3 protein-coding genes and 2 pseudogenes are annotated in these 4,967 nt (G+C 71.9%); all 5 read right to left on the bottom strand.

What is annotated here, in order from left to right; genetic code table 11:
* Positions 1 to 54: 54 nt before the first annotated feature.
* A pseudogene (locus ASF38_RS19235) lies at positions 55 to 676 on the bottom strand (alpha amylase C-terminal domain-containing protein); the annotation flags it as partial.
* Between the two features lie 4 nt (positions 677 to 680).
* Positions 681 to 1,899: 1,4-alpha-glucan branching enzyme (gene glgB, locus ASF38_RS08465; protein WP_235497536.1), on the bottom strand; the 1,219-nt coding region annotated here is incomplete at its 3' end.
* Position 1,900: 1 nt separating this feature from the next.
* On the bottom strand, positions 1,901 to 3,328 hold the full coding sequence (locus ASF38_RS08460) for an aminoglycoside phosphotransferase (protein WP_162237324.1): 1,428 nt from the start codon (positions 3,326 to 3,328) through the stop codon (positions 1,901 to 1,903).
* Positions 3,329 to 3,402: 74 nt separating this feature from the next.
* Positions 3,403 to 4,478, bottom strand: a pseudogene (locus ASF38_RS08455) (alpha-amylase family glycosyl hydrolase); the annotation flags it as partial.
* 1 nt (position 4,479) lies between these two features.
* A partial coding sequence (locus ASF38_RS19230; protein WP_255353823.1) for an alpha-amylase family glycosyl hydrolase occupies positions 4,480 to 4,929 on the bottom strand: 450 nt, incomplete at its 3' end.
* Positions 4,930 to 4,967 lie beyond the last annotated feature (38 nt).

Below are 4,967 nucleotides of genomic sequence, written 5' to 3'. Positions count from 1 at the left end.
CTCCGTGCGGAGCGGGGCCGAAGGGTGGTGCGCAGGGCGCGGACCGGGCCCGACCTACTGCTGCTCGGGCACCAGCCAGAGCACCCCGGCCGGGGGCAGCTGGACCTCGGCGGATGCCGCGAACCCGTGGTGCGGCACCATCTCGGCCTCGACGCTGCCCAGGTTGCCGACGCCGGAGCCGCCGTAGGACTCGGCGTCGGTGTTCAGCACCTCGCGCCACGTGCCGGGCAGGGGAAGGCCCACCCGGTAGTCGTGGTGGGGGCTGCCGGAGAAGTTGGCCAGGCAGGCCAGCTGCGAGCCGTCCGAGCCGATGCGCAGGAAGCAGATGACGTTGCCCTGGGTGTCGGAGGCGTCGATCCACCGGAAGCCCTCGGGACGCGCGTCGGCCGTGAACAGGGCCGGGGTGTCGCGGTAGGTGAGGTTGAGGTCGCTGACCAGCTCGAGCACACCGGCGTGCAGCGGGTCCTCCAGCGCGTGCCAGTCGAGACCGCGCGACTCGGCCCACTCGCCCTCCTGGCCGAACTCCCCGCCCATGAACAGCATCTGCTTGCCGGGGTGCGCCCACATGAAGGCCAGCAGCGCGCGCACGCCGGCCGCCTTGTTCCAGGCGTCGCCGGGCATCCGGCCCCACAGCGAGCCCTTGCCGTGCACGACCTCGTCGTGCGAGAGGGGCAGGNNNNGCACGGGGTCCTGCCCCAGGTAGGACAACGTGTCGTGCATCCAGCCCATGTTCCACTTGAAGCCGAAGCCGAGACCACCGGCGTCGGTGGGCGCGCTGACGCCGGGCCACGCGGTGGACTCCTCGGCGATCATCATCACGCCGGGGTGGTGCTTGTAGACCGTGGCGTTGAGCTCCTGCAGCAGCTGCACGGCCTCGAGGTTCTCGCGACCGCCGTGCTTGTTGGGCACCCACTCGCCGTCGTTGCGCGAGTAGTCCAGGTAGAGCATCGAGGCGACGGCGTCGACGCGCAGCCCGTCGAGGTGGAACTCCTCGAGCCAGTAGAGCGCGTTCGCCACGAGGAAGTTGCGCACCTCGTTGCGGCCGAAGTCGAAGACGTAGGTGCCCCAGTCGGGCTGCTCGCCGCGACGCGGGTCGGGGTGCTCGTACAGCGGGGTGCCGTCGAAGCGGGCGAGGGCCCACTCGTCGCGCGGGAAGTGCGCGGGCACCCAGTCGACGATGACGCCGATGCCGCGCTGGTGCAGCTCGTCGACGAACCAGCGGAAGTCGTCGGGGGAGCCGAAGCGCGACGTGGGGGCGTAGTACGACGTGACCTGGTAGCCCCACGAGCCGCCGAAGGGGTGCTCGGCCACGGGCATGAGCTCGACGTGGGTGAAGCCCATCTCGACGAGGTAGTCGCCGAGCTCGTCGGCCAGCTCCCGGTAGGACAGCCCCGGTCGCCACGACCCGAGGTGCACCTCGTACACGCTCACCGGCGCCTCGAGCCACGCGGTCGCGTCGCGTCGGGCCACCCACGCGTCGTCGCGCCAGCGGTGCTGCGGCTCCACGACGACGGACGCCGTGGCCGGGGGGACCTCGGTGCCGAAGGCGAGCGGGTCGGCCTTCTCGTGCCACGCACCGTCGGGACCCTGGAGGCGGAACTTGTAGCGCGCGCCCGCGCCGACGTCCGGGACGAAGAGGTCCCACACGCCCGAACCGCCGAGGGCCCGCATCGCGTGGGCCCCGCCGTCCCAGCCGTTGAAGTCGCCGACGACCTGCACGGCCTGCGCGTTCGGCGCCCAGACGGCGAAGGAGGTCCCGCCCACCGGCCCGGACGGGCCCTCGTGCGTGCGCACGTGCGCACCGAGGACCTCCCAGAGCCGCTCGTGGCGGCCCTCGGCCACCAGGTGCAGGTCGAGGTCACCCACCGCGGGGGGCCAGCTCGTCGTGGACTCGCTCATGTCACTCACCCTCACGCAGGATCCGGGCGATCGACCCCAGCGGGACGCTCGACCAGTCGGGTCGGTTGGCGTGCTCGTAGGACACCTCGTAGACGGCCTTGTCGAGCTCGAGGCCGCGCAGCAGGTCGGCGTCGTCGCGTGGGTCGCGGCCGGCCGCCTTGGCGTAGCCGTCGCAGAACGCCAGCCGGTTGTGGCGCGCCCAGGCCGCGGCCCGCTCGGTCTGCTCCTCGTCGGCGGGCTGGCCCACGAGCAGCTGCTGGGCCGCGTAGTCGAACGAGCGCAGCATGCCGGCGACGTCGCGCAGGGGCGAGCGCAGCGCCGACCGCTCGGCCAGGCTCGAGGCGGGCTCGCCCTCGAAGTCGAGCAGCAGCCAGCCGTGGACGGTGCGGAGCACCTGGCCGAGGTGCAGGTCGCCGTGCACGGGCTGGAGCGGCAGGGTCAGCTCGATGCCGTGCAAGCGGTGGAATGCCTCGCGGATCCCGTCGACGTGGGGCGCCAGGTCGTCGACCTCCGCAGCGACGCGGTCGAGCCGTGCCTCCATGGCCGCCACGGTGCGCTCGAGGTCGTCGTCGGCCGCCGGCTCGGTGCCCAGGGCGCGGGCGAGGTCGGCGTGCACGTCGGCCACGGCCCGGCCCAGCCGGTACGCCTCCCCGGCGAAGTCGCCGCCCAGGTCGCCGGGCGGCAGGCCGGAGTCGTCGGCCATGAAGTCGCGGACGCTCGTGGTGGCCATGACCCAGCCGTCGGCGGCGTCGGGCAGGAACCGTTGCAGCATCCCGAAGCTGACCTCGTCGTCGCCGATCCGTCCGCTGATCGCACCGAGCGGCTCGGCCACGTGCGCGGAACCCACCTGCCGCAGGGCGCGGTGCAGCACGAGGTCCTTGTTGACGCCCGGGGTGAGCTTGCGGAACAGCTTGAGGATGTACTGGCCGCCGTAGACGAGCGACGTGTTGCTCTGCTCCGAGGAGATGGGGTGCGCGCGCAGGCCGGTGGTCAGCTCCACGCCGGGCTCGGGGTCGAAGCGCAGGTCACCGACGCGCTCGCCCGCGGCGACGTGGTCCAGCAGCACGCCCGTGAGGTCGGCGTCGCCGCTGGCCTCGTACCAGACGGGACCGTCGCCGGCGGGGATCGCCGCCGCCGCCGGGACGTCGGGCAGTCCGTCGCTGCGTCGACCGAGGAGCAGCTGGTAGGCCTCGGTCCGGTCGCCCTGCTGCACCTCCACCACGAGGTGCACGAGAAGGGGCTCACCGGGCAGGACCACGGTCCAGTCGACGGTGCGCGTGCCGGTGACGGGTCGGTCCTTGCCGCCGAACCACCGCTGCGCGGGAAGCCAGTCGGGCAGGGCCGCCACCACGCGGTCGACGTCGGAGGTCCCGACCTCGTGGCCCTGGTCGGGAGTGCCCTGGTCGGGAGTGCTCACGGGATCGCTCATGTCATGCTCCTTCGTTCGCCCTCGTCGCCGAGCTCGGACAGCTGGAACCAGTAGAAGCCGTGGCCCGGCAGGGNCCCCTCGTGCTCGCCGAGCTCGAGCTCGACGGGCTGGGGGAAGCGGGACAGGTTGTTGACGCAGAGCACGACGTCGCGTTCCCCGTCGGGACGGGTCCACACGCGCTGGTAGGCGAGCACGCTCGGGTTCGAGCCGCCCAGGTCGGTGAAGTCGCCCTCGGCGAACGCGAGGTGCTGCTTGCGCACCTCGATCATGCGTCGGGTCCACGACAGCAGCGAGGCGCTGTTGCCCATCTGCGCCTCGACGTTGACCGCCTCGTAGCCGTAGGTCGGGTCCATGATCGGCGGCAGGTACACGCGGCCGGGGTCGGACCGCGAGAAGCCGGCGTTGCGGTCGGGGGACCACTGCATGGGCGTGCGGACGGCGTCGCGGTCGCCGAGCCAGATGTTGTCGCCCATGCCGATCTCGTCGCCGTAGTAGAGGACGGGCGAGCCGGGCAGGCTCAGCAGCATGGCGGTGAACAGCTCCAGCTGGTTGCGGTCGTTCTCCAGCAGGGGCGCGAGCCGTCGGCGGATGCCGATGTTGGCCTTCATGCGTGGGTCGCGCGCGTACTCGCGGTACATGTAGTCGCGCTCGTCGTCGGTGACCATCTCGAGCGTCAGCTCGTCGTGGTTGCGCAGGAAGATGCCCCACTGGGTGCCCGACGGGATGGGCGGCGTCTGCGCCAGGATCTCCGAGATCGGGAAGCGCGACTCGCGCCGCACCGCCATGAAGATGCGCGGCATGAGCGGGAAGTGGAAGGCCATGTGGCACTCGTCGCCGCCGACCGCGGGGTCGCCGAAGTACTCGACGACGTCGGACGGCCACTGGTTGGCCTCGGCCAGCAGCACCCGACCGGGGTACTCGCGGTCGATCGTCGCGCGCACCTCGCGGAGGTACTCGTGCGTGCGGGGGAGGTTCTCGCTGCTCGTGCCCTCCTCCTCGAACAGGTAGGGCACGGCGTCGAGGCGGAAGCCGTCGATGCCGAGGTCGAGCCAGAACCGCAGGACGTCGAGCATGGCCTCGCGGACGGCGGGGTTCTCGAAGTTCAGGTCGGGCTGGTGGCTGAAGAAGCGGTGCCAGAAGAACTGGCCGCNCTCCGTGCCGTCGTCGCTCCACACGTAGAAGTCGCCGTACGGGCCGTCGGGGTCCTGCCGCGACGCCTGGAACCACGGGTGCGCGTCGGACGTGTGGTTGAGGACGAGGTCGGTGATGACGCGGATGCCGCGCCGGTGCGCCTCCTCGAGCAGGTGCACGAAGTCGTCGACGGTGCCGAACTCCGGCAGCACGGCGCGGAAGTCGCTGATGTCGTAGCCGCCGTCGCGCAGGGGGGAGGCGTAGAACGGGGGGAGCCACAGGCAGTCGACGCCCAGCCACTCGATGTAGTCGAGCTTGTCGGCCAGGCCGCGCAGGTCGCCCGTGCCGTCGCCGTTGGAGTCGTTGAACGCCCGGACCAGCACCTCGTAGAAGACGGCGCGCTTGAACCAGTCGGGGTCGGCGGGCACCTGCTCGGCGTGCTCGAAGTCCTCCGAGCTCGGCTCGGTCATGGTCCCGTCGGCCTCGACGCTCTCGCCGGTGTGGGGGG

Source organism: Aeromicrobium sp. Leaf272 (assembly GCF_001422865.1).
Lineage (GTDB): Bacteria > Actinomycetota > Actinomycetes > Propionibacteriales > Nocardioidaceae > Aeromicrobium.
Note: the sequence above shows the minus strand (reverse complement) of the source record. Positions and strands in the feature narration are given on the sequence as shown.

Coding starts and splice junctions, on each gene's coding strand:
- ASF38_RS08460 (WP_162237324.1), bottom strand. CDS start 3,328: ATGAGCGATCCCGTGAGCACTCCCGACCAGGGCACTCCCGACCAGGGC.